This is a genomic window from Vibrio sp. NFR, assembly GCF_027587095.1.
Taxonomy (GTDB): Bacteria; Pseudomonadota; Gammaproteobacteria; order Enterobacterales; family Vibrionaceae; genus Vibrio; species Vibrio harveyi.
The window spans coordinates 104,566-130,822 of record NZ_JAPPTN010000006.1; the positions used below are offsets into that span (position 1 = coordinate 104,566).

The window sequence follows — 26,257 nt, forward strand, 5'->3', positions numbered from 1 at the left end:
CATTACACCACAGGGTATTTCCTTTGTCACAATTGCCGATTGAAGCCGTGATGCCACAATTACTTACGGCGGTCAAAAATCAACATCAAGTGATCCTCAAAGCCGCACCAGGTGCTGGTAAATCCACGTACTTCCCACTGCAACTTCTACAAAAACAATCTGTGACAGGCAAAATCGTGATGCTGGAGCCTCGACGTCTGGCGGCGCGTAATATCGCTCGTTATCTCGCGCAGCAGTTAGGTGAACAAGTCGGAGAACGTGTTGGGTACCGAGTTCGCGGTGAAACGAAGGTGAGTAAAAACACGCAACTTGAAATTGTGACTGAAGGGATCATGACCCGTATGATCCAAAGTGACCCTGAATTAAACGGCATCGATTTACTGATCTTTGATGAATTTCATGAGCGCAGCATTCACGCAGACACCGCGTTGGCTTTCAGTTTGGAGGTTCAAGAGGCATTACGAGATGATTTAAAGCTTGTTGTGATGTCGGCAACGCTCGATCAAGGTGCGTTGCAAACCTTGCTGCCAGAGGCGGCATATATAGAGTCTCAAGGTCGCAGTTTTGAGGTAGAGACTCGTTACTTGCCGCTAGGAGTCAACGATCACCTACCGACATCAATGGCAAAAACAATAGAAAGTTTAATTCAGAAAGAGTCTGGTTCTTTGCTTGCTTTTCTTCCGGGTGTTGGTGCCATCAAGCAAGTGCAAGAGCGTTTAGTACACCTACCTGATAACGTAGAAGTGTGTCCGTTATACGGTCAACTTAGCTTTGCCGAGCAGCAAAAAGCCATCGCTCCTGCTTCTGGAGATAAACGCAAAGTCGTGCTCGCGACTAACATTGCCGAAACTTCTTTGACCATTGAAGGTATTCGACTAGTTGTTGATTCTGGATTAGAGCGTGTGGCGCGTTTTGATTTGAAGAATGGGCTTACGCGATTAGAGCAAGTACGAGTGGCACAATCGTCTGCGATTCAACGTTCTGGTCGTGCAGGGCGTATTGAAGAGGGGATTTGCGTTCGCCTTTACTCTGAAAGCCAATTTAAGCAGCAACCACAAGTGCCACAGCCAGAAATACTGCACTCAGACTTAGCGAGCCTAGTGATGGAGTTAGCCTTTTGGGGAGCGGGAGATATTTCCGAGCTCAAATGGCTCAACACTCCTTCGGCGGCATCTCTTGCTCAAGCTAAGCAGTTGTTAATTGTGTTAGGGCTGCTTTCTGAGCAAGGTCAACTGACTCCTGAGGGCAAAATTGCTCATGAGCTTGGTGTAGAACCTCGCTCGGCAGCTATGCTAATTCAAGCACAGCAACATGACGTAAAAATGCTAAACACTGCACTGGCTGCGGTCGCTCTTATTGAAGAGCCAGAGCGTAATATCACGAATATCGCACACAGCTTACATCGTTGGGTGAGTGGTACACATCCGAAAAAATCGATATTGCATAAGCGATCTCAAACCGTCGCCCTTAAACTGGATACGATGTTCAGTCTATCAGAGGTTGATGAGCGAGCACTGCCGTTAGTATTAAGCCTTGCATTTCCTGATCGTGTCGCGCAGCAACGTTCGAATCAACATGGGCGTTTTACATTGTCCAACGGACATGGTGCTGAGTGCCGACCAGAAGAAACTTTAGGCGATTGTGATTACTTAATCGCGATTGATTTAATGCGATCGCATTCCAACTCTAGTCAAATTAATCTGGCTTGTGAACTAGATATCAATGAGTTAGAAGAAGTGTTTGAGCATCTCTTTACAACAGATGATGTGGTTGATTGGGATGAGAAAAAAGGTCGATTGATGGCTGAGCGTCAAGTTAAGCTTGGGCGTTTGATTATCAAGCGGGATGCCTTGCCAAGCCCAGGCAAAGAAAAAATGACACAAGCTTTACTCACCTATGTCCGCCGTCAGGGCTTACAAAGTCTAAACTGGACACCAGCAGCGGAGAATTTACTAGAACGTATTCGCTGTGCAGTGGAATGGTTACCAGAGCAGGCTTGGCCAAGTTTTGATGACGTTGATTTGCTGGCGAGCTTAGAAGAGTGGTTAGAGCCATACATGAGTACGGTTGCCTCAGTGAAAGACTTGGCAAAGGTAAATTTAGTGGAAGCACTAAATGCTCGATTGGGATGGCCGTTGAATCAGCATATTGATGAGTGGTTGCCTGAAGAGTACCGCCTGCCAACTGGTTCGAAAAAGCGAATTCGTTATCAGTGTGGTCATGAGCCTGTGCTTTCTGTCCGTATGCAAGAGGTGTTTGGTGAAAGTACTTCACCAACTGTGGCACAGGGACGAAAGCGCCTGGTGCTTGAATTACTCTCTCCAGCACAACGCCCTCTTCAGGTGACGACAGATCTCGCCGCATTCTGGGTGGGAAGCTACAAAGAAGTACAGAAAGAAATGAAAGGTCGTTACCCTAAGCATGTTTGGCCTGACGATCCAGCGACGCATGTAGCGACAACCAAAACAAAAAGACAATTGAACAATGACTGATACTAAAAAGCCCGGTGCAAAGCGAGCGCCAGCCAAGAAGACCGCGTCAAGTAAAACGACGACTAAGAAAAGTGGCGCAAAACGCCCAAGAAAATCACCAGCGAAAAAAACAAACAATGGTAAACGTTCTTGGCTTAAAGTCATTTGGTCGTTCAGTTGGAAAGCCGGCGTTGCCTTGGCTGCGGTGTTATTGTTTGTCGGTATTTACCTAGATAGTGTGGTTAAAGATCGCTTTGATGGTCAGTTGTTTGATCTGCCTACGGTGGTTTATGCCCGCATTCTCAATTTAAGCCCAGGACAGAACATTACGATTAAAGAGATGCGTAATGAACTCGATGTGCTGAACTACCGTAAAGTCAGCCAGCCTCGTTACCCAGGTGAGTATTCATCTTCTTCAACGCGTATTGAACTGATTCGTCGTCCGTTTGAATTTGCTGACGGGCCAGAGCCTGATCGTCATGTGATGTTGCATTTCTCAAGCAGCGGCTTACAACGTATTCAATCTTTAGAGTCGAAAGGTGATCTTGGCTACTTACGCATTGAACCTAAGATGTTGGGAATGCTGGAAAAAGACCAAAATGAGCAACGTTTGTTCTTACGCCGCGATCAATTCCCGGAGATCTTAGTTGATGCATTATTAGCGACGGAAGATCGCGACTTTTATCAACACGATGGTGTATCACCACTTGCCATTGCACGTGCTTTAGTGGCGAACATCAAAGCGGGTCGTACCGTACAAGGCGGCAGTACGCTAACTCAACAGTTGGCGAAAAACTTGTTCCTGACTCGTGATAAAACCTTGTGGCGTAAGGTACGTGAAGCGTATATCGCATTAATTCTCGATTATCGTTACAGCAAAGACCGTATTCTGGAAGCTTACCTCAACGAGGTATATTTGGGTCAGAGCGGTGGTGATGCGATTCATGGTTTCGCTTTGGCATCACGCTATTACTTCGGTCAGCCTATCCAAGAGCTACGTATCGATCAGCTTGCAATGCTAGTGGGAATGGTAAAAGGACCATCTTACTACAACCCTATTCGCTACCCAGAACGTACTAAGACGCGTCGTGACTTAGTACTGCGTCTACTGATGCAACAAGACATGCTGACTGCGCAGCAATACGAACAAGCGGTGAGTCGTCCACTTGATACACAAAGCAAGCCACGTATCGCTAGTCGACAGCCTGCGTATTTCCAACAACTGAATATCGAACTGAAAGAGAAGGTGGGTGACAACTTCAAAGCAGAAACCGGATTACGCTTATTTACCTCTCTTGATCCCGTATCGCAAAGTAAACTCGAAAAAGCCATTGCGAAGAAAGTCCCTGAACTGGCAAAACGTGCGGGTAAGGAGCTTGAAGCGGCTGCTGTTGCCGTGGATCGTCATAGCGGTGAAATTCGCGCAATGGTTGGCGGTAAACGTGTCGGGTATGAAGGCTTTAACCGTGCACTGAATGCCAGTCGTCCAATTGGGTCATTGGTTAAACCTGCTATCTATCTGACGGCATTGGAGCAACCTGAAAAATACAACCTTGGGACAACGCTTCATGATACGCCTCTGAGTTTGAAGGGGAGCAAAGGCTCCGTTTGGTCGCCACGCAACTTTGACCGTAAGTTTCGTGGTGATGTTCCGTTGTATTTAGCCTTGGCAAAATCATTGAATGTACCAACCGTTCGTTTGGGGATGCAGCTTGGTATCCCAGAGGTGTCTAATACCTTAGAACGCCTTGGTGTTGATAAGAATGAAATTCGCCCTGTGCCATCCATGTTCTTGGGCTCATTTTCATTAACACCGTTTGAAGTAGCGCAAATGTATCAAACGCTGACTAACTCAGGTAAGCGTGCCAAGCTGTCGGCGTTGCGTTCGGTTGTCGATATGGACGGCAATGTGCTTTATCAATCTCTCCCTCGGTCAGCCCCAGCAGTAGATGAACAAGCGGCTTGGTTAACGACCTATGCTATGAAGCAAGGTGTCGCACAAGGGACAGGACGATTCCTACAAAGTCAGTTTGCTTGGGCAGCACTAGCAGGAAAAACGGGTACGAGTAACGACAGTCGTGACAGTTGGTTTGTGGGTATTGATGGGCGTGAAGTTACCACGATTTGGCTTGGGCGCGATGACAATAAGTCTACCAAGTTGACAGGTTCAAGCGGTGCATTGCGTGTTTACGCGGAATACTTGAAACAGCGTATTCCTGAAAGGTTGGAGCTACCTTGGCCAAAAGAGGTGACAACACTTGGCTTCCAAAAAGCAGCGAACGGCGCGTTAGAAATCAATTGTCGTAGTGAGTACAAATTGCCAGTGTGGGACAAAACTGGGCAAATCAAACAACAATGCGAGAAAAAGTCGAACTGGTTGAATAATTTATTTGATTGGTAAGACCATCAAAAACACCATCACTGACTTGTGCAGTTGTTCAATTCTTAGTACAAGTAGGTGTTAAATATTCAATAAAGGAAGAAGTGAATGTTCAAAAAGTCGATCTCAAGCTCATGGTTGCGTTTTATTGCACTGTGGGTCTGCTCCTTTTTGATTGCCACTCCTTCCTTTGCCAAACACATCAGTGATGATCATCCTCGCCCTAAAATTGCCGTCGTGCTTGCTGGTGGTGGTGCAAAAGGTGCCGCCCATATCGGGGTTTTAAAGGCGCTTGAAGAGATGCATATTCCGGTTGATATCATTACCGGCACTAGCATGGGCGCTTATGTCGGTGGTTTATATGCGACTGGCATGAGCGCGGATGAAATTGAAAGCTTTATCTACAGTGTGGATTGGAACAGCGGCTATCGAGACCGTGTTGACCGCAGCCAACGTCGCGTCCGCGACAAAGAATATGAAGACCGTTATCAAATCACGACAGATCTAGGCTTAAGGTTTGGTGAAGTTCGTTCACCGACTGGTGTCGTTCAAGGGCAGAATATGCTTCGTATTTTGCGTGAAACGACAGGTAACCTTGGTCGTTTTGACTCTTTCGATGACCTTGCTATCCCATACCGCTCAGTCGCCACTGACATTGTTGAATTGGAAGAAGTGGTGCTTGATAACGGCTATCTTGTTGATGCAATGATGGCAAGTATGTCTGTTCCAGGCGCACTCCCTCCTTATGAACTAAATGGTCATATGCTGGTGGATGGCGGTGTGGTCAATAACATGCCCGTAGATGTCGCTCGTGCTATGGGGGCCGACATCGTTATTGCGGTGGATATCAGTACTGACTACAAAAGCAAAGAAGACTTTACCGGTTTGTTTACCGTTGCTGATCAGCTTTCTAACTATCTTGTTCGTCGTAGCACCCAAGAGCAAGCCGAAACACTAAGCGGAGATGATGTTTATATTCGTCCTAATGTAGGGCAAATGGAGACGGTTGAGTTCAATAAAATGCCCGATGCGTTTCAGGCTGGTTATGAGATCACCAAGAGTCTTGAGTCCAAATTGAAAGGCTTGAGTGTGTCGAACGCCGAGTACCAAAAGTACATTGAGCACAAGCAAGATGCGCGTAAAAATCTGGAATATGGTGATCAGCGCGTGGTTGATCAGATTGTATTGGTGAACAATACGCACTACAGCGATGTGTTGCTGACTAACCGTCTAGAGCTCGATACTGGGCGACCATTAAAAACAGACGAAATCGAAAAAGCGGTCGAAAACCTTTATGCGTTGGATCGCTTTGAATTGATCACTTACCACTTCGAAGAGATCGATGACGTTAATCTATTGGTCTTTGAGGTAAACGAAAAGTCATGGGGACCGAACTACCTCAATTTTCGCTTCTTCCTAGAAGATGACTTTAACACTGACAGCCAGTACGGAATCGGCGTGTCAGCAAACTTCACCAATCTGAACTCTCACGGTGCGGAACTGACTCTAAATGTTGATATGGGCACTGATAAACTGATTGAAGCGGAGTTGTACTCTCCAGTGCTTTCGAGTCAGGAATTGTTTGTTTCTGGAAAACTCAATTACAACACTGAAAACCGGAACTTACCTCTCGATGACGAGTTTGAAAATCCGGATATCGGCTCAGTTTACGATTACCTACCATTTTCTTACACCGAGTTTATTACTGAGCTAGCAGCGGGTGTGCAACCAACCTTGTGGCAAGAGTTCCGAGTTGGTGGTCGTTATACCAAAGGGACGATAGAAGCCTCCACCATTCAGTCTGCGGGCAATTTAGATTACGAGCGACTGGGGTTATTTGCCAACTATCGCTTAGATACACTGGATGATTTTGCATTTCCGACTCGTGGCATGCTGATTGACTTGGACTACCTTGTTTCTCACGACAAAACTCCAGAAGGTCTCCGAGGTGAAAACGCAAAAAACAGTATTGAAGATACGGTTTATGAAATTACCGCTCGTTTTAAGGGGGCGGTGACTCACAGTCGTCATACTTTAGTCGGTCAAGCGGAATACAGCTTTGTTGAGAGTAAAAACTCTTTTGTACCTTTGGACCCTAGAGAGCTAGGTGGTTTCTTAAATTTGTCTGGTATCCCTCGTAACAGTCTGATTGGACAAAACTTATTCTATACCAGTTTGGTGTATCGTTATAAATGGATGGATAACGATTTTGGGCTGTTTGAAGCGCCAGTTTACCTTGGTGCATCCCTTGAACATGGTGGTGTTTGGTCGGATAACGATCTCAAGCTGAATGAGGCACCGCTGTACAATGCCGCATCAATTTTCTTTGGTGTTGATTCGCCAATAGGACCCGTTATGTTGGCATACGGTCGTACAGAGCAGAATTTAGATGCTGTGTACTTGATCGTTGGAACATCATTTAAATAACCGGGAATAGGACAGCAAAATCTCCGCATATTTAGCCGAAATTCACAGGACTTTAGTCGTAAGTTGCTATGTTGGTCAAAATGATGAGATTTTAATTTAACGTTAAATTTGCTATCCTTTCGCCCACAGTTTGGCCTCTACGGCGCTGTTTCTCAATCAGAATTGAATGAAAACAAGGGCAATGGAGAGCCAAGTTTCCAAGGATGTTCACTCCTTTACTTTGAAAAATAGTAATTAAAAAGGAGGAACCGCAATGAGAGGAAAAAAGTCGTGCTTGAAGCCTACCGTAAACACGTCGAAGAGCGTGCTGCCGAAGGAGTTGTTCCTAAACCGCTAGACGCTGAACAAGTTGCTGGACTTGTTGAACTTCTGAAAAATCCCCCGCAAGGTGAAGAAGCTTTTATTCTTGACCTACTAGAGAACCGTATCCCACCAGGTGTGGATGAAGCTGCTTATGTAAAAGCGGGTTTCCTGACGGCGGTAGCAAAAGGTGAAGTGGAATCACCACTTGTGAGCCGTGAAAAGGCAGCTGAGCTACTAGGTACAATGCAAGGCGGTTACAACATCGCTCCTCTAGTTGAATTCCTAGAAGATGACCTACTAGCGCCTATTGCTGTAAAAGCGCTGTCTCATACTCTACTGATGTTTGACGCTTTCTATGATGTTGAAGAGAAGGCTAAAGCAGGTAATGCATTCGCGAAACAAGTTCTACAATCGTGGGCTGATGCTGAATGGTTCACATCGAAGAAGAAAGTCGCGGATCAGATTACTGTTAAAGTATTTAAAGTAACCGGTGAAACCAACACCGATGACTTGTCTCCAGCTCCAGATGCTTGGTCTCGTCCAGATATTCCAGTACACGCAAAAGCGATGCTGAAAATGGAACGTGATGGCATTGTACCGGATCAACCAGGCAGCGTTGGTCCTATCAATCAAATTGAAGAACTGCAAAAAGACGGCATTCCACTAGCATACGTAGGTGATGTTGTTGGTACCGGTTCTTCGCGTAAATCAGCAACTAACTCAGTGCTTTGGTTTATGGGTGAAGATATCCCATTTGTACCAAATAAGCGCACGGGTGGTATCTGTCTAGGTGGTAAGATCGCCCCAATTTTCTACAACACGATGGAAGATTCTGGTGCACTACCAATTGAACTAGACGTGCAAAACATGAACATGGGTGATGTGATTGATATCTTCCCATACGAAGGTGTTGTGCGTAAAAACGGTGAAGAGATCTCTAGCTTTGAACTGAGCAAAGTGTTGCTTGATGAAGTTCGTGCTGGTGGTCGTATTCCACTGATTATTGGTCGTGGCTTAACAAGCCGTGCTCGTGCATCACTTGGTCTAGAAGAAACCGATCTTTTTGCTAAGCCTATTGACCCTTCAGCTTCTGATAAAGGTTACACCCTAGCTCAGAAGATGGTGGGTAAAGCATGTGGCGTAGAAGGTGTACGTGCAGGTCAATACTGTGAACCGAAGATGACAACGGTAGGTTCTCAGGATACTACCGGTCCAATGACACGTGACGAACTAAAAGACCTTGCGTGTCTAGGCTTCTCTGCTGATCTCGTGATGCAGTCATTTTGTCACACGTCTGCTTATCCAAAACCAGTCGATGTAAATACGCACCATACACTACCTGACTTCATTATGAACCGTGGCGGTGTATCGCTTCGTCCTGGTGATGGTGTAATTCACTCATGGTTAAACCGTATGCTTCTACCTGATACCGTTGGTACGGGTGGTGACTCACATACTCGTTTCCCTCTTGGTATTTCATTCCCAGCAGGTTCAGGTCTCGTAGCATTCGCAGCTGCGACAGGTGTTATGCCACTGGATATGCCAGAGTCAATCTTGGTACGCTTTAAAGGTGAAATGCAGCCAGGTATCACGCTGCGTGACTTGGTACATGCCATCCCTTACTACGCAATCCAACAAGGTCTACTGACGGTTGAGAAAGCAGGTAAGATCAACGAATTCTCTGGTCGTGTACTAGAAATTGAAGGCGTTGAGCACCTAACTGTAGAGCAGGCATTCGAGCTGTCTGATGCATCAGCAGAGCGTTCTGCGGCAGGTTGTACAGTTAAGCTATCTCAAGAGTCTATCGAGGAATACCTAAACTCAAACATCACTATGCTTAAGTGGATGATCTCGGAAGGTTACGGCGATCGTCGTACTATCGAGCGTCGTATCACAGCGATGGAAGAGTGGTTAGCAAACCCAGAGTTGATGGAAGCAGATGCGGATGCAGAATATGCGCACATCATTGAAATCGACCTAGCAGATATTCACGAGCCAATCCTATGTGCACCGAACGATCCAGATGACGCTCGTCTTCTATCTGAAGTTCAAGGTACACAGATTGATGAAGTGTTTATCGGTTCTTGTATGACTAACATTGGTCACTTCCGTGCAGCAGGTAAATTGCTAGAGCAATACGGTGGTCAATTAGATACTCGTCTATGGGTGGCACCGCCAACCAAGATGGACCGTGATCAACTGACAGAGGAAGGTTACTACGGTATCTATGGTCGTGCTGGTGTACGTATTGAAACGCCAGGGTGTTCTCTATGTATGGGTAACCAAGCACGCGTAGCAGATAAAGCGACGGTAATGTCGACTTCAACGCGTAACTTCCCGAACCGTCTTGGTACGGGTGCTAATGTTTACCTTGCGTCTGCGGAGCTAGCAGCGGTAGGTGCAATTCTAGGTAAGATTCCAACCAAAGAAGAGTACTTAGAATACGCGAAGCAAATTGATGCGACAGCAGCAGACACATACCGCTACTTGAACTTCCACAAGATGGATCAGTACACCAAGAAAGCGGCAGAAGTGATTTTCCAAGAGCCTGCATAATTCTTAGTGAGCTTTGCTAATACTTGATAAGCGCCCACCATTTGGTGGGCGTTTTTTTAGATAACGCATTGCGAGAGATCCCCAGCTCGCTCGTACCTCGCTCTTGAGGATGACGATTAAATAGCCAAGAGTAAAAACGATGTCATTCCCGAAAACGACAAAGGAGTGCTGTCGGGAATCTCTTTTAAACAAGCGATTGAGAGAGCTCCGCGTCTCGCGCTTCTCCCATCCCATATCTCCCTGTATACTCCGCACCAAATTGATACGAAAAGGCGATCTCGATGGAGTTTGAATTCATCCGCAATACATTGATGGGCGAATATTATGTCAAATGCAGTATGGGGCATGAGATTGTAGGTCGCTGGCTACAAGAAGAAATTGGCAAAGATCCGGCTAAGATTGCGCAAGTTGAAAGCTTGGTTGAACAGGCATTTTCTTCGCCATCTCAAGAGCATAGATTAACTGGATCTGAGATAAGTTTAATGATCGTCGGCGATGAAGTTCTGGTTCAAGAAAACGTACTGGGTCACGACTATGAAGTCGAGATGGAAAGTGAGTTCGATTTCTATGATGCTGAGAGTACTGCGAGTTGTGGTATTGAGGACTTTTGTGCCTTGATAGAGCAGTGGAAAGATTTTTTGAACATTTAATGCACAATTTTGGGTAGTCTAATTAGAGTTGCCTTATATTTGTGAAAAGGGCGCACCGATGTGGTGCGCCCTTTTTGTTTACAAGATTATTATTTTTAATAAATTTATATAAATCAAGCAGATAAAAAGTTGGCACGCAGCTTGGATTAATACAAGTGTTTCAGGATGAAAGCTGCGGAGAAGATTCAATGAAAATCATTAATGCCATTATAAAGCCTTTTAAATTAGACGATGTGCGCGAAGCATTGGCTGATGTCGGTATTGAAGGGATGACAGTATCTGAGGTTAAAGGTTTTGGTCGCCAAAAAGGGCACACGGAACTATATCGTGGTGCTGAATATCAAGTCGACTTTCTACCAAAAGTAAAACTAGAAATCGCGACCCATGCAGACAATGTGGAACGCGTGGTAGAAGCCATCACTAAAGCGGCTCAAACCGGAAAAATTGGTGACGGCAAGATTTTTGTCTACGACCTAAACCAAGCCGTGCGTATTCGTACTGGTGAAATGGACGCAGAAGCACTTTAAGAATTCAAGGGATTGGAGAACTATCATGGAATTAACAACAACGGTAACGGAATTACGTTACGCACTCGACACCTTTTTCTTCCTCATTTCCGGTGCGTTGGTAATGTGGATGGCAGCAGGCTTTGCCATGCTGGAAGCGGGCTTAGTTCGCTCTAAAAACACCACCGAAATTCTAACCAAAAATATCTGTCTATATGCGATTGCCTGTACCATGTTCTTATTGGTCGGCTACAACATTATGTATGTTGATAATGGCGAAGGCGGCTGGCTACCATCATTTGGTGCGCTAATTGGCACACAAGGTGAAGGGGCAGATCATTCTCTAGAGTCGGACTTCTTCTTCCAAGTTGTATTCGTAGCTACAGCAATGTCAGTGGTTTCTGGCGCAGTTGCAGAGCGTATGAAGCTTTGGTCTTTCCTTATCTTCTCTGCGGTACTGACGGCATTTATCTACCCTATGGAAGGTTACTGGACTTGGGGCGGTGGTTTCTTATCAGAAGCTGGCTTTAGTGACTTTGCTGGTTCAGGCATTGTACACATGGCGGGTGCAGCAGCAGCGTTAGCTGGCGTATTACTACTGGGTGCTCGTAAAGGTAAATATGGCAAAAATGGTGAAATCTACCCAATTCCAGGTTCAAACATGCCTCTAGCGACATTAGGTACATTCATCCTTTGGTTTGGTTGGTTCGGTTTCAACGGCGGTTCTCAACTAATGGTTTCTGACTTTGAGAACGCGACAGCGGTAGGTCAAATTTTCTTGAACACTAACGCAGCGGCAGCGGCAGGCGCAATTGCAGCTCTACTAGTGTGTAAAACCACTTGGGGTAAAGCTGACCTAACGATGATTCTGAACGGTGCCTTGGCAGGTCTTGTAGCAATCACTGCCGATCCTCTATCACCATCACCACTTTATGCTGTGGCTATCGGTGCGGTATCTGGTGCGCTAGTTGTGTTCAGTATCATTGGTCTGGATAAAGTGAAGATTGATGATCCTGTAGGTGCTATCTCAGTTCATGGTGTGTGTGGCTTCTTTGGTCTTATGGTTGTGCCGCTAAGTAATGGTGATGCCACATTTGGTGCACAGCTTCTAGGTGCTGCTGTTATCTTCGCTTGGGTATTCGGTGCAAGCCTTGTGGTATGGGCAATTCTGAAGGCAACAATTGGTATCCGAGTGTCGGAAGACGAAGAGTTGGAAGGTATGGATATGCACGACTGTGGTGTTGGCGCTTACCCAGAATTCGTGACTGTGAAATAACAGTCATAACGACACAATTCGTTACAAAGTAAATCATCAAAAACCTGCTCTGACGAGTAGGTTTTTTTTATGGATTAATTGTTTTCTTATTGAACATGCATATAATAACGCAACTGATAAACGTTATCATTAGCATGGTAAAGGATTAAACAATGAAAAAACTGCTAACTCTTTCAGCGATTACTTGCGCAACTCTAGCTCCAACAGCAATGGCTGCTGAAGAAGTGAACGTCTACTCTTACCGTCAACCTTTCCTAGTTGAACCTATGTTCAACGAGTTCACTAAAGAAACTGGTATCAAAGTAAACGTTAAGTTTGCGAAAAAAGGTCTAGCAGAGAAGTTGGCTCAGGAAGGCGAATACAGCCCTGCTGACGTAATCCTTACTACAGATATCAGCCGTCTAGCTGAACTGACAAACAAAGGTCTGGTTCAAAAGGTAGACAGCAAAATCATCGAAGAAAACGTACCTGCACAGTACCAAGATAAAGAAAACGAGTGGTTTGCTCTAACTCTACGTACTCGTAACGTTTACTCTTCACGTGACCGTGTTGGTAAGCTAGGTAACGATTTCAACTATGCAGACCTAGCAAAGCCTGAATTCAAAGGCAAAATCTGTACACGCAGCGGTAAGCACCCTTACAACGTATCTCTAGTGTCTTCTATGATCGCGCACCACGGTGAAGCTGAAACAAAAGAGTGGCTAGAAGGCGTTAAAGCGAACCTAGCTCGTAAGCCTCAAGGTAACGACCGTGCTCAAGTTAAAGCAATCAAAGAAGGTCTATGTGACGTTTCTCTAGGTAACAGCTACTACCTAGGTAAGATGGTTAACGACAAAGAGCAAAAAGCTTGGGCTGACGCGGTATACATCAACTTCCCTAACCAAGAGACAACAGGTACTCACGTAAATATCTCTGGTATGGCAATGGCGAAGTTCTCTCCAAACAAAGACAACGCTGTGAAGCTAATGGAATTCCTAACGGGTGACAAAGCGCAGCAAATGTATGCAGAAGTAAACTACGAGTACCCAGTAAAAGAAGGCGTTAAGCGTTCTGAACTTGTGGAATCTTGGGGTGACTTCAAAGCAGATACTATCTCTCTAGATGACATTGCTTCTCACCACGAAGCTGCAATTAAGCTACTAGATGAAGTGAAATTTGACCTTTAATTCCATGTGGGGGTATAACTATACCCCCATTTGATTAAAGGATATGAGATGTATTTGCAACTGCATTTGTATTTCATAAAGCCTTGCAGTATTTAGGCAATGAAGAATAAACATTCTCTATGGAAAACCAGTAGTGGGGTGATCACCCTGTTACTGGTTTTGCCGATCTTAGCGATCTTCTATACCGCCATTGGCGAGACGGATGACTTGTTTACGCATTTGATGTCGACGGTCATGCCAACCTACATCTATAACACCGTTGTTCTGACCTCTGGTGTGATGATTCTTTCTTTGATTCTCGGTATCCCAAGCGCTTGGTTTATGGCTATGTGCAAACTGCCAACCGAGAAATGGTTACAATGGGCATTGGTTCTGCCTCTTGCTATGCCGGGTTATATCATTGGTTACATTTTTACGGATTGGTTTGATTTTGCCGGACCGATCCAGATCTTCTTACGTGATATAACCGGATGGGGACCTGGTGAATACTGGTTTCCTGATATTCGTACCTTGAGTGGTGCGACCTTTGTTCTTTCTCTGGTTCTTTATCCATATGTTTACTTACTCTGCCGAGCGGCATTTATGGAACAGAACGTCTCTTTGTTACAAAGTGCACGCTTACTGAAGTGTTCTCCTTGGGAGAGCTTTTGGCGTATCTCTTTACCGCTTGTTAGACCTTCTATCGCCGTTGGTTTGTCTCTGGTCGCGATGGAAACCATTGGTGACTTCGGCACCGTCAGCTATTTTGCAGTGAACACACTTACCACTGCGGTTTATGATACTTGGCTTGGGTATTCGAACCTGAATGCCGCAGCGAAAATTTCAGCCATGATGTTGGTGATAGTTGTGTTGCTTTTAAGTGCTGAGCGCTACAGTCGCCGCAAGCAGAAGCTGTTCCAAAGCCAGTTTAATAGTCATGAAGATTTTCGCTATGAACTTCAAGGTTGGCAAAAGTGGGGCGCATTAGTTTGGTGTTGGGGCTTGGTTGCGATCGCATTTATTTTCCCTCTGCTACAGTTGATTGATTACGCTATTACTTACTTTGCGCAAAGCTGGACACCGGAGTTTCGTGAATATGCATGGAATAGTTTGGTGGTGTCAGTCGTGGCTGCAATCATCGGTGTTGCGATTGCTTTAACGGTAAACTTTAGTCAGCGAGTCAATGGTGGACGCTCAAGTTTAGCCTTTATGCGCCTATCTTCAATGGGATATGCGGTACCTGGTACTGTGCTCGCCATAGGTGTGATGGTGGCGGTGCTGTTTATGGATCATCGCGTGAACGATATTGCTAAAGCGATGGAGTGGGGTAGACCGGGACTGATCTTCTCAGGATCTATGTTTGCTCTGATTTTCGCGATGGTTGTTCGTTTCTCTGCTGTCGCGATCGGTAGCGTTGAGAGTAACCTAAATAAGATTTCGCCATCGTTGGATATGGCTTCGCGTACGATGGGTTGTACACCAAACACTATGTTGTGGCGTGTGCATTTTCCATTGGTTAAGCGTGGTGCCTTAATTGCTGGTCTGTTGGTGTTCATTGAGTCGATGAAAGAACTCAATGCCGCGTTATTGCTGCGCCCATTTAACTTCGAAACCTTGGCGACGTACGTGTATAACTTTGCCTCGGATGAGCATTTAGAACTTGCTGCATTACCCGCCGTATTACTGGTTCTTGTTGGGTTAATCCCGCTTGTTGTTGTTAACCGTTCACTGGAGCAAAGTCATTAATGAGCTGTGCATTATCCATTCAAAATCTTACTTGCCAGTATGAGTCACAAACTGTTCTTGAGTCTTTGTCCTTAGAAGTGGAACAGGGGCAAATTGTTTGTCTATTAGGCGCAAGTGGTTGTGGTAAGACAACGCTTCTGAAAGCCATTGCAGGTCTCCTTCCGCTAAGTTCAGGTCAAATGAGCCTGAACTGCCTCACTATTGATGACGGTAAAAATTGGTTACCACCAGAGCAGCGTAATATTGGTATGATCTTTCAAGATTACGCCTTGTTTCCGCACCTGACGGTTGCCGAGAACATTGCATTTGGTTTAAAGAATGAAACAGCGCAACAAAAGCTGCTGAAAGTAGAGGAAATGTTGGGCTTAGTTCATCTTAAAGGCTTTGGTGATCGTTACCCGCATCAGCTGTCGGGTGGTCAGCAACAGCGTGTTGCGATTGCTCGTTCACTGGCTTATAAGCCGGATCTTCTGTTGCTTGATGAACCATTTTCTAACATCGATACTCAGGTGCGTCACGAGCTGATCCGTGAAATTCGCAAGATTTTTAAGGAGCAGGGAGTTACTGCGATCTTTGTAACTCACAGTCGTGAAGAAGCTTTTGCTTTTGCCGATAAGATGGCCGTGATGAACCATGGTGTGATTGAACAGTACGGTACTGCCTCTGAACTTTACTACCAACCGTCGAGTAAGTTTGTTGCTGACTTCCTAGGTGGTGGTAGCTACCTTGCTGCAAAGCGAATCTCTGAGAGCGAATTTGATACACACCTTGGTGTGGTGGAAGCGAACGCTCAGCAAGACATTAAGATGGATGGAGACTGTGCGCTGTTACTTCGTCCTCAGCATGTACAGATTGCCGCTGATGAAGAAAGTGCGGTCAAAGTGCTTGAGCAACACTTTATGGGTGATCACTGCCGTTATGTGATTGATGTTAACGGCGACCGTTTATTAGCGACGTCAACGCAAGCGTTGAATGTCGGTGATAGCGTAGCAGTGAAAGTGGAAACACAAGGCGTGTTGGCTTTTGCGTAATCAGTTAAGCCCAAATTCAGCACCATAAAAAAGCCCGGCGCTAAAGCCGGGCAAGTGTTCTTCACCTATAGGTTATGTGCTCGAAGCGGGCACAAGGTGTCAGTTATAAAGACAAGAAGTCTTTAAACTGTTGAAGAACACGTTCCGCAGTGTCCTTATCTTGCATCTCTGCAAAAATACGTAGCAACGGTTCGGTACCAGAGAAACGAGCGATAATCCAACCACCGTTTTTGAAGTAAACTTTCGCACCATCTTCGTAGCTGACTTTTTCGATCTCAAACTCAAACTCAGGTAACTGCTTCTCAATATAAATCTTGTTGAACAACGCGTCTTTTTGCGCAGGTTTGAATTTGCAATCGCCTTCAGCCATATACGCATAGCCGTACTTACCGTAGATTTCATCGAGTAACTCAGACAGTTTTTTACCGGTTACTGAAATCATTTCCACCAATAGGCTTGATGCGAATACGCCATCCTTACCTTTGATGTGACCGCGAATGGTTAGACCGCCAGAACTTTCACCGCCAATCAGTGAATCGTCAGCTTCCATTTGAGAACTGATATGTTTAAAGCCTACAGGAACCTCAAAGCACTTTTCTCCGTGGTCTTCCGCGACTTTGTCGAGTAAGTGTGTAGTTGCGATATTACGCACTACTGAGCCTGTCCAGCCTTTGTATTCAAGCAAGTAATAGTAAAGCAGCAGTAACACTTCATTTGGATGAATGAAGTTACCTTTCTCGTCGATAATGCCAAGACGGTCTGCATCGCCATCAGTACCGATACCAATGTCATAGCCTTCTTGCTCAACAAGGTGCATCAAGCGATAAAGCGTTGCTGCACTTGGCGATGGCATCAATCCACCAAAGTCTGGGTTCTTGCCATCGTTGATCACGTCGACTTCACAGCGACCATTAATCAGTACCGTTTGAAGTGCGTTTTTTGCAACACCAAACATAGGGTCGATCAATACGCGTAGATTTGCCTTTTTGATCGCCTCGATGTCGATAAAGTCAATGATTGAGTCAACAAACTCGTTCATCGGGTTGATGATTTGAATCAGCTTATCTTCAACCGCTTGTTCAAAGTCGACGCTTTTTACATCTTGTGTCGTTAGCGTTGATATTTGTGATTCGATTTTTTGTGTGATGATTTCATCAGCGTCGCGACCGCCTTCAATAAAGACTTTGATGCCGTTGTAATCGGCAGGGTTGTGTGATGCGGTAATACATGCTGAGTAAGCACAACCCATTTCCTTCGCTTTGAACATCACAATAGGCGTTGGAACAAACTTGTCGATAAAGCTAACCACAATGCCGTTTGCTGCTAGTACTTCAGCGAACCAACGACCAGCTTTATCAGAAAGAAAGCGGCGGTCATAACCAATGACAAAACCACGATCAGCCACGGATTCGTTATTCGTAATGTTTGCGACTGCCTGAGCAACCAAACGTACATTATCTTTGGTGAACTCCTCACCGATAAATGCACGCCAACCACCTGTACCAAATTTGATCATAATTCGATCCTCGATAAGAGCGGCATCCCACCGCTTCTTAAATCTTTGCTAGCGAACCGATGCGCTTATCAAACTCAAGTGCACCGGATAAACCAAAAGGGGAGAAGGACTCCCCTAAAAGATGATTAACCTAGAGTAACGATAACTTCGTTTACTGAACCTTGCGCTTGAACTGGCACCGATGCACCACTTACCGCTTCACCGTTTACGGTAATCGACTTAACGCCTTTGCTCACTGAATCAGGGTTAACGACTTTGATGTTGTACGTTGCACCTAACCATTGACGAGTCACTTCGAAACCTGGCCAGTTCGTTGGGATACAAGGATCGATGGTCAGGCCATCGAAGCCTGTACGCACACCGAGGATAAAGTTGGTTACGGCGAAGTAAGCCCAACCAGATGTACCTGTTAACCATGGGTGGTTTGCACGACCGTGGTCTTGGTGGTCACGACCCATGATGAACTGTACGTACGAGTAAGGTTCTGCAATACGTTTTTCGATGATGTCGTTCTGGTTGTATGGGTTTAGTGCATCGTAGAACTTCATTGCACGGTCACCACGACCTAATTTAGCCTCAGCTACCCAAGCCCATGGGTTTGGATGTGAGAAGATTGCCCCGTTTTCTTTTACGCCTTGATAAACGCGAGTCACAAAGCCGATGTCATCGTTTGGTGTTGCGAATGATGGTGAATTTAGGTGTAAGCCATATTCAGAGAACAGGTTCTCATCGACTGCGTCCATCGCTTTTTCACCCCGCTCTTGAGATACCGCACCTGAAAGTACCGCAAGCGTGTTTGACTCAAGGTGTACTCGACCTTCCGCTTGTTGCGCTGTACCGATCTTGTCACCATTTTTCGTTAGACCACGGATGTACCAACCACCTTCGTCATCCCAAAGGTGTGTTTCACATGCTTCACGAACGTTTGCTGCCATTTCCGTGTATTTTTCAACGTCAGCTTGTTTGCCTAAGTATTTCGCTAGGTCGATGAACTCTTGCAGTGCCCAGAAATGTAGGAACGACACCATCGAAGATTCACCGCCACCGAGGTTTAGACAGTCGTTCCAGTCTGCACGCAGACCTTTACAGATACCGGTTTGACCTACGTATTCAGCCGAGAAGTCTAGTGCTGCCTTCATGTGGTCATAAACCGTGGCATCACCACCGTCAGCATAAGGGATCACTTCGTCGAAGAAGCTATGTTCACCCGTTTCCATCACGTACTTACAGATGGTTGGGACTAACCATAGATGGTCATCCGAACATGTGTCTTCGATACCGTGAATCTTGTCTTCATCAGACGGAGTAGGAACAACTGTCGGTGATTTCGATGGTTTAACGTCAGCTTTTTCTGGATCGAACCAATCTGGATCAAATAGGTGTAGACCGTAACCCGCTTTCACCTGACCGCGTAGCAGGTCAACGATACGTTTACGCGTCATTGCAGGGTTAGCATGAGGAACTGAGATCGCATCTTGCGCTGTATCGCGGTAACCCAGACCAGTACGACCACCCACTTCGATGAATGAAGCAAAGCGAGACCAAACGACACAAGTTTCCGCTTGGTATAGCGTCCAAGCGTTGATCATGGTGTCTAGACCTTCGTTTGGTGATTTCACTTGGAACTTGCCACAACGCTCATCCCAGTGTGCTTTGATACCAGCAAATGCGTTGTCAACTTCTGCAAGATCTTGGTACTTAGCACGCAGACGCTCACCGTTGCCTTTACCGATACCTAGAATGTAAGCAAAGCGAACTTCCTCACCTGGTTGGATGGTAAATTGCTTGTGCAGAGAGCCACAGTGGTTGTAACAAGTTTGTGCGGTGTTGAAACACTTACCTTGTTCCACTGCTAACGGATTTGCTTCGTCACGGTATAGACCAAGGAAGCTGTCACGTTGACCGTCGTATGAATCTGGGTCAAATGTTGAAGCTAGGTAGTAGAAACCTTCGAAATCGTTCGTGTTGTAGTACAGGTCGTACTCAATCACGCCTTCGTTGTAAGCCGTACCTGCTGAGTAAAGAGACATCTGATGGTTTTGGTTATCAGATTGAATGTGGCTGAATGAGAACTCAACAAATGAGAATGCGCTGATCGTGCGTGGTTTGTCGGAGGTGTTTTTAATCACTACATCCCAGATTTCAGCGTCTTCACCTTTTGGAACGAACAATGTTTTCGTCGCGGTAATACCGCTGTATTCACATTTGAACTTAGAGTAAGACAAGCCGTGACGAACTTCGTAGTTTGCTTCATCTAGGCTTTTCGCAACAGGTTGCCAAGAGATTGACCAGTAATCACCTGTCTCATCATCACGCAGGTAAACGTAGTGTCCTGGGCGATCGAATGTCGCGTTTGGACGGAATTTAGTAACACGGTTGTATTCTGGAGAGTTGTAGAACGAGTAGCCACCCGCGTTGTGCGAGATAACTGTACAGAACTTCTCAGTACCTAGGTAGTTTGTCCATGGTGCTGGTACGTCAGGGCGAGTGATGACGTATTCGCGATTCTCGTTATCGAAATAGCCGTATTTCATTTGTGTATTTCCTTTTTACTAAGCTGCGCCTGCAGCCAAAAATTTAAAAACTCTTTAAGCGTGATGCGTTGGCATCTGGCTTGGTATTACTTCCACGGTTTACGGTAATTCACTCCCTGCAAGTCAAGCAGAGGTAGGTGTCCTTTCAACCGTGATAAATAGTCGGTCCAATCGCGGTGTTGTTTTTCAGTCCAACATGCTTCTGCCATGGCAGTCAGGCGAGGGAAAATCATGTAGTCCATGCGCGATGGGTTGTTGATGATTTCGCACCATAGAGCGGTTTGAATGCCCCAAATGCGTTTTCTGATTGGATCGTCAGCAGGCACTTCTGCTAACGGCTCGTAGTTGTAAGCTTTCTCTAATGGCAGCGGGTTAGCCCAGTCCACTCCAGGCTCTTCTGGTGCGTAGTCTTGGGTCATATCCAAATAAGTAGTTTGTGCAGGTTGCAGCACCACATCAAAGCCTTGGCGAGCACAGTTCAATGCTGCTTCTTCGCTCAACCATGAGTAAATCACGGTATCTTTGCTGACCTTGTTGCCGTGTTGAGCTTCTTCCCAACCCAGCATGCGTTTACCCAGTTTGCGCAGTTTGTCTTCTGCATGACGCAGGAAGTGACCTTGCAGCTCTTTGTAATCGGTGTAACCCAATTGCTCCATTAGGGCTTGGCAAGCAGGACTTTTCGACCACACGCCGTTAGGCACTTCGTCCGCGCCAATGTGAACATAAGGAGCAGGGAATAGAGCAGCGATCTCTTCAAGTACTTTGTCGATAAACTCGTAACTGCCCGGAAGTGCTGGGTTAATGACATTATCGTTGTAATGCTGAATGCTGCGGTACTCAGTGGTGTCTTCTGCTTCAATTAAGAGGTGAGGCAGAGACTTAATTGCGGCGCGGCAATGACCAGGTACATCAATTTCAGGAATGATGGTGATACCACGTTGCTCTGCAAATGCGATAACGTCTCGGATTTCTTCTTGCGTGTAGAAGCCGCCGTAGCGTTGATATAAATGGGTGTATTGTGGCTCGATGGTTTCATCGATACCACGCCATGCGCCAATTTCCGTAAGCTGAGGCAGTGATTTGATCTCGACACGCCAGCCTTCATCGTCAGTGAGATGCCAATGGAACGTGTTGAACTTGTAATGCGCCAACAAGTTGATCAGGCGTTTTACTTGCTCTACGGAATGGAAATGGCGAGCACAGTCCAACATCATGCCGCGATAACGAAAGCGTGGGCTATCTATAATCGAACAGCACACTGCTTCCATGGTTTTGGTTGCTTCATCTCGTTTTAGTAGCTGCAATAAAGTTGCACAAGCATGGGTAAAGCCAGATGAAGAGCCTGCTTCAATCTTGATCGACTCTTCTGATACTTTGAGCTTATATGCCCCCTCATCCAGTGTTGGGTTGCTTTTGAAAATGATTTTGCCGCTGTTAGAAGAAGAAAGTGTAAATTGGTGAATACGCTGGAGCTCTTCTAGTAACCACGCTTTTGCTGAGTTAGCTAAGTCGGTATAAATTGCAACGCCAGCTTGTTCGTCAAAAGTGAACGAGTGGTCGCTGACTTCAATATGGTTTGGTTTTGGCAATAACGGTTGAGCGTGCGTTAAGCTTGCTGGAATATCGCTGCGTTCCCGATATGGTGAAGCCAAAACAATAGGGGTGACGTCGACCTGAGCACGTTGAGGTTGACCATCAACGACAAAGTCGAGCATCGCTTCATTAAAGCCATCCGAATAATAACGGAATGGGTTAGAGCCAATGCTGAATTCACAGTAATAGTGGTGGTTGGCAGCCAGCACTATACCTTCTGGTTTGAGTGTGCAAAAACTACCAATCTGAGTAAGTTGACCATTTGAAATGCTATCTGGAAGAATGTAACGATCGAAAGCAAAAGTTAAGCTCCAGCTGTTTAGGTCTTGGTCGCTCAAATTATGAAAGGTGAGTCCAAAGCGACAGTTTTGTTTTTGTTCAGAAAGGACCACTAAATCAACACGATATTCCATGTTCACTCCTACTCAACACTCACCGAGTAAAGGTTATGTTCTGGCTTACCAGCAAACATAATGGCTCCTTCAATCGCATCAAACTGAGGTTCAACCACCCACTGTTGAACTGGTGGAGATAACCAGTTCAGGATTCGCTCTGCGATACTGCCCATTAGGCAGATACGAGTAGCCCCACGCTTATTCAGCGCGACTAAGAACATTTCTATATCGGCTGCGGTTTGCTTTAACATTTCAATCGCCAGTGCATCACCTTGTTCAGCATGTTGGAAAATTGCTGGAGAGAATTGACCGTAATCGCGAGGTAGAGCCTGCTTAGACCATGCCACTACGTTGTCGATATCATTTTCAAAATGTGCCATTACGTGTGCTGCTAGAGGTGTTTTTTCGCGAATACCGTCTTCTGCCAGCAAGACTTGTTGGATCAGACGCAACCCCATGACTGCGCCGCCACCTTGGTCGGAGATTGGGAACTCACGACCGCCAACGACATGTTGCTCGAGACCTTTGAGGAAAATGCCGCATGAACCTGTTCCTGCGATCATGATTGCGCCATCTTCACCGTTATGCGCACCAATACATGCTCCGTAAGCATCGGTATTGAGTGTCATACTGGCAAATGGGTGTTCCAAAGCCATGAATGCTTGCCAAGAGGTTTTATGTTCCGCACCTGCTAGAGCCAGACCTACGTGCATAGAAGCGAAATCTTGTTGAGTTAGCCCGCCTTGTGCTGCCGCTGAAGCAATAGATTCAAGAATCGACGCCATCGCGATGTCTGCGCCCAGCATGATGTTTGCACTGCCGCTTTTGGCTTCACCAATGAAGTTGCCTTGTGCATCTTTGATTCGAGCGCGGCATGACGTGCCGCCTCCATCAATACCTACAAAATACATCCCCATGTTTATTGCTCCTTGAAGGCTTGAGAGTTGGCTAAAGTCGAGATGTGCTGAGCCTGACTCATCACCGCGAGTAGGAACCAAGCACCATGTGGGATCCATTGTTCACCCCAGCGCCAGTTCTGAAGCATGTCGTCTTTCTGCGCTGGTGGATTAAATGCAATGTCTTCCTCATCTTCGAAACCGCCGGTAATGCCATTACACACGCCACCTTTTGCATTGAAGAAACCGTATTGAGGAAGATAGTCCGGATTGTTACGACCATGACCATCCAACATACACATGTCGTATGGGTTCAGCCCCACAATCCAGTTAATAGAATCTTGTGCGAGTTTAGAAAGCTGCTGTTTTAGTGCTTTTGACTCAATGAAAGGGAGTGCCCCATAAGCCATGGTTGCCAGTGAACCTAAGCGAGCATTTTCACCTTGCCACCAGTAACCTGATTCGTTGTTGTGTGCGACAAAGAACGCATCACGTTTCGCTTCATCTACGCCTTTAACGTACTGGCGTGGGTAGCCAAATGGGTTCTTAACTTTGTTGGTGATAGAGACTTCAAATTCACACGCTTGAGTGATGATTTGCTTTGCTACCGATGCGCGCTCAGAGTCGTCTTCGATGGTTAAGTATTCACATAGTGCGATCACTGGAAGTCCTGCTTCTGCTGCATGGAAGTAAGGTCGACTGCCATCTTGATTAGCACTCCAAAAGTGTTGAATGTACTCATCACTTGTTTGGCGAGTTGAAAGACGTTTTGCCCATACGCGGCTTTCTTCTAGGTAGCGTACCTCTTTGGTGGTCTTAAATAGCTCTACAGCGGCAAGAAGCGCACAGTATTCATCGATGATGTTCTCTTCACCATCGTTCAAGTATTGGGTGTTGTGTTCTTTTAGGTGCCAGTAACCGTTTTCTGCCGCATTACGGTATTTTTGTTGGTCGAATTCGCCATGAACATCTAGTCGTGCTGCTGAAGCTAATGCTGCAATGCTGATGCCTGCACCTTGTCGATAGCCTGCTTGATAGTCATCGAACTTATGACCAAGTTGAGTTTCGTACGCGCAAATCTCGCGTTGCGCTGTATCTTTACTCCATTTGTCGAACACGGTCATGTAGAAGAAGCCTTTTTCATTTTGCATACGAACAAGGAAGTCTGCGCCAAATAACGCTTCTTCAACAAGACGAGTGGCCGTGAACTTAGCCAGTTTGTCGTTACCTTCGAGCAGAGATAACCCTTTCAACATGTTCCAAACTACCATCGGTGTCTGTTGTGGATTTAGGTAGTTTGCGTATGACAAATGGCTTAGATATTTACTGACGTCGCCCGATGCGTCATACCAACCGCCGTGAACATCTGCGGTTTCGCTAGAGTTAAGTAGCGGTGCTTGGCGATCTTGTTGATCGAAAATGCCGCCGCAGCGTTGAGATTTAAAATAATGGATCACATCAGACAGCGTACGATCGAGAAGAACATGCTCTCCAATCTCAAAGTGAGATGAGCGCAAATGATCGAAGCGAAGGTAGTAGTTACCGGGAGTGTTAAATGAAGAAAAGTCTACAAGGTAAAAATGACCTTGATGCCAGTTTGCCACTTTGCCTTGCTTTTCTACTGTCAGTGTCGCAACAGTTTGGTGGCTGTCGGCACAAACCAATAAAGCAGTATAAGAAGACAGACGTGGTTGACTCGTCTGGATGATCGCTTTCTTAGGACCCAGACGCTCGTAACCAATATGGTTAGTCAGTAGCAGCATTCAATTTCTCCGGGAAACAATAAAATACAAAGGGAAAAAGGGGTCAGATTGATACCTGACCCTCGTTATGATTAATCTTCGAATAAGTAACAACGAACAAAATGGTTATCGGACAATTGAGTCACACCTGGCAGTCGCTCACGACATTTTTCTGTGGCATGAACGCAGCGTCCTGCAAATGGGCAACCGACTGATTCTGGTGTCCACAGTGGGATTTCACCTTTGTTACCTTTCAACTTCTCGTGAATTGACTTCGATGGATCGGGCACCGCTGAAACCAGTAGTTGTGTGTATGGGTGTTGCGGATCGTGGATGATTTCTTCAGTGTCTCCCCATTCAACCATGTGACCCACGTACATAACTGCAAGATCTTCAGCAATGTAACGTGCTGTCGCGATATCGTGAGTGATATAAAGCAGAGACATTTGCTTCTCAAACTTCATCTCTTCCATTAGGTTGAGAACACCAGCACGGATCGATACATCAAGCATTGATGTTGGTTCGTCAGCCAATACCACTTCTGCACCAACCGCAATGTTGCGAGCCAAGTTCACGCGTTGACGCTGACCACCAGAAAGCTGGTGCGGGAACTTTTGTGCCGTCTCTTTTGGTGGAATCAGACCAACTTGTTCCAACAAATCATACACGCGCTCTTCCAACTCTTTCTTGTTGCCCGGTGCGATCTTTTTGTGGATCAGCAGTGGGCGAGCAATATGGTGGAAGATGTTGTGTGTTGGGTTTAGCGAGCCAAACGGGTCTTGCCATACCATTTGTACGCCTTCACGGTAGGTCATCAAATCGTGTCGAGAGGTGATGTCTTGGATGTCACGCCCTTTGTATTCGATGATGCCATCCGTTGGTGCATACATTTTCGCAATCATTTTTGCGGTAGTAGATTTACCTGAACCAGATTCACCTACTACTGACAAACCGCGGCTTTTGTACATTTTGAAAGATACGTCGTTGATTGCACGCATCTTAGATTGTTTGATTGAGTTACTGTTTAAAGGGAAGTCTTTCACGACATTTTTACCTTCAATCAGCAGTTCGCCGAATTGTTTGCTCATAA

16 protein-coding genes are annotated in these 26,257 nt (G+C 45.9%); 10 read left to right on the forward strand and 6 right to left on the reverse strand.

Annotation, left to right across the window (positions count from 1 at the left end; genetic code table 11):
- The first annotated feature begins 23 nt into the window (after nucleotides 1–23).
- From hrpB to OH463_RS13380, 10 genes are all read left to right on the forward strand, one after another.
- Nucleotides 24–2,492, forward strand: a complete 2,469-nt coding sequence (hrpB, locus tag OH463_RS13335; protein ID WP_061065901.1) for an ATP-dependent helicase HrpB — start codon at nucleotides 24–26, stop codon at nucleotides 2,490–2,492.
- Entirely contained in the window at nucleotides 2,485–4,872 is a 2,388-nt protein-coding gene (gene mrcB / locus OH463_RS13340; protein ID WP_009698745.1) for a penicillin-binding protein 1B, read from the forward strand. The genes hrpB and mrcB overlap by 8 nt, the downstream gene beginning before the upstream one ends.
- Before the next feature lie 87 nt (nucleotides 4,873–4,959).
- The gene (locus OH463_RS13345; protein WP_038897991.1) at nucleotides 4,960–7,278 is read left to right on the forward strand and encodes a patatin-like phospholipase family protein; all 2,319 of its coding nucleotides are present in this window, start codon (nucleotides 4,960–4,962) and stop codon (nucleotides 7,276–7,278) included.
- A gap of 270 nt (nucleotides 7,279–7,548) precedes the next feature.
- Entirely contained in the window at nucleotides 7,549–10,137 is a 2,589-nt protein-coding gene (gene acnB / locus OH463_RS13350) for a bifunctional aconitate hydratase 2/2-methylisocitrate dehydratase (RefSeq protein WP_017189146.1), read from the forward strand.
- A 281-nt stretch (nucleotides 10,138–10,418) separates the two neighbouring features.
- The gene (locus OH463_RS13355; protein ID WP_009698742.1) at nucleotides 10,419–10,787 is read left to right on the forward strand and encodes a YacL family protein; all 369 of its coding nucleotides are present in this window, start codon (nucleotides 10,419–10,421) and stop codon (nucleotides 10,785–10,787) included.
- Nucleotides 10,788–10,975: 188 nt separating this feature from the next.
- Nucleotides 10,976–11,314 carry a P-II family nitrogen regulator gene (locus OH463_RS13360; protein ID WP_005439398.1) on the forward strand — a complete coding sequence of 113 codons (339 nt, stop codon included), beginning with the start codon at nucleotides 10,976–10,978 and terminating at the stop codon, nucleotides 11,312–11,314.
- 25 nt (nucleotides 11,315–11,339) lie between these two features.
- Nucleotides 11,340–12,569 carry an ammonium transporter gene (locus OH463_RS13365; protein ID WP_005446299.1) on the forward strand — a complete coding sequence of 410 codons (1,230 nt, stop codon included), beginning with the start codon at nucleotides 11,340–11,342 and terminating at the stop codon, nucleotides 12,567–12,569.
- Between the two features lie 152 nt (nucleotides 12,570–12,721).
- Complete coding sequence (locus OH463_RS13370) at nucleotides 12,722–13,735, forward strand: Fe(3+) ABC transporter substrate-binding protein (protein ID WP_005446300.1); 1,014 nt, start codon at nucleotides 12,722–12,724, stop codon at nucleotides 13,733–13,735.
- A gap of 99 nt (nucleotides 13,736–13,834) precedes the next feature.
- Nucleotides 13,835–15,460 (forward strand): ABC transporter permease, encoded by a 1,626-nt coding sequence (locus OH463_RS13375; RefSeq protein WP_269991458.1) that lies wholly within the window; start codon nucleotides 13,835–13,837, stop codon nucleotides 15,458–15,460.
- On the forward strand, nucleotides 15,460–16,491 hold the full coding sequence (locus tag OH463_RS13380) for an ABC transporter ATP-binding protein (protein ID WP_009698741.1): 1,032 nt from the start codon (nucleotides 15,460–15,462) through the stop codon (nucleotides 16,489–16,491). Before OH463_RS13375 ends, OH463_RS13380 begins: the two co-directional genes overlap by 1 nt.
- Before the next feature lie 103 nt (nucleotides 16,492–16,594).
- Here the strand turns inward: OH463_RS13380 and OH463_RS13385 are convergent, their stop codons facing one another.
- The 6 genes from OH463_RS13385 to OH463_RS13410 all read right to left on the reverse strand — a co-directional run bounded on the left by OH463_RS13385 (nucleotide 16,595) and on the right by OH463_RS13410 (nucleotide 26,255).
- A complete protein-coding gene (locus tag OH463_RS13385) occupies nucleotides 16,595–18,007 on the reverse strand; it encodes a phosphoglucomutase/phosphomannomutase family protein (protein WP_009698740.1) in 1,413 nt (470 codons plus the stop codon).
- Between the two features lie 125 nt (nucleotides 18,008–18,132).
- Nucleotides 18,133–20,541: a GH36-type glycosyl hydrolase domain-containing protein gene (locus OH463_RS13390; RefSeq protein WP_009703764.1), complete on the reverse strand. Its 2,409-nt coding sequence runs from the start codon at nucleotides 20,539–20,541 to the stop codon at nucleotides 18,133–18,135.
- 86 nt (nucleotides 20,542–20,627) lie between these two features.
- Nucleotides 20,628–22,547 carry a beta-N-acetylhexosaminidase gene (locus OH463_RS13395; protein ID WP_269991460.1) on the reverse strand — a complete coding sequence of 640 codons (1,920 nt, stop codon included), beginning with the start codon at nucleotides 22,545–22,547 and terminating at the stop codon, nucleotides 20,628–20,630.
- Nucleotides 22,548–22,555: 8 nt separating this feature from the next.
- Complete coding sequence (locus OH463_RS13400) at nucleotides 22,556–23,446, reverse strand: N-acetylglucosamine kinase (RefSeq protein WP_009698737.1); 891 nt, start codon at nucleotides 23,444–23,446, stop codon at nucleotides 22,556–22,558.
- 2 nt (nucleotides 23,447–23,448) lie between these two features.
- A complete protein-coding gene (locus OH463_RS13405) occupies nucleotides 23,449–25,188 on the reverse strand; it encodes a glycoside hydrolase family 9 protein (RefSeq protein ID WP_050936984.1) in 1,740 nt (579 codons plus the stop codon).
- Nucleotides 25,189–25,259: 71 nt separating this feature from the next.
- Nucleotides 25,260–26,255 (reverse strand): ABC transporter ATP-binding protein, encoded by a 996-nt coding sequence (locus OH463_RS13410; protein ID WP_005446311.1) that lies wholly within the window; start codon nucleotides 26,253–26,255, stop codon nucleotides 25,260–25,262.
- Between the last annotated feature and the right edge of the window lie 2 nt (nucleotides 26,256–26,257).